The organism is Arsenicibacter rosenii (assembly GCF_001870735.1).
In the GTDB taxonomy this organism is placed as follows: Bacteria; Bacteroidota; Bacteroidia; order Cytophagales; family Spirosomataceae; genus Arsenicibacter; species Arsenicibacter rosenii.
In genome coordinates this window covers 1-506 of record NZ_MORL01000254.1, presented here as the reverse complement: position 1 = coordinate 506, position 506 = coordinate 1, and the positions used below count along the sequence as shown (strand labels likewise).

Genomic DNA, 506 nt, shown 5'->3' with positions numbered 1-506 from the left:
GATGGTATCCGGGTTACCGGGGTATCGCTGACGGAAGATGCCGACGTCGGCTCGGTGACCTGCCCGTTAGGTGCCTGTACGGCGGGGAGTCAGCGGGAGCCTGCCCCTGAAGGGTCTGTATTTACCGTGACGGCGCAGGTCAGAATACCCAAACCGACCACTGCGCTGTATGACTACCTGAACAAAATCGACCAGCAGCGGCTGCTGGTCTGGTGGACGGACTACAACGGGCAGTCCCGGCTGGCTGGGGAGCCGGACAACGGCCTGCGGCTGACCTGGACCGATGCGCAGTCGGAGGCCAATGCGATTGTGATTTCGCTCAGCGGCCGCTTCACGCATGCGCCCTATTACATACTTGACGGCGATGACATCTTCACGGCGTTTACTGATGAATTCTCTTACGATTTTTAATTCTTACTCATGGCGCTCGACACAACGCAGATCAAATCCAACATTGACTCGGAGCTTCCGAGCTCTCCTCCCGGGGCCGTTCGTGGACTGGGAGC

At 58.9% G+C, this 506-nt stretch carries 1 protein-coding gene; it reads left to right on the top strand.

The features are described 5' to 3' along the window. Nucleotides 1–411: hypothetical protein (locus BLX24_RS33210; RefSeq protein ID WP_177226009.1), on the top strand; the 411-nt coding region annotated here is incomplete at its 5' end. Between the last annotated feature and the right edge of the window lie 95 nt (nt 412–506).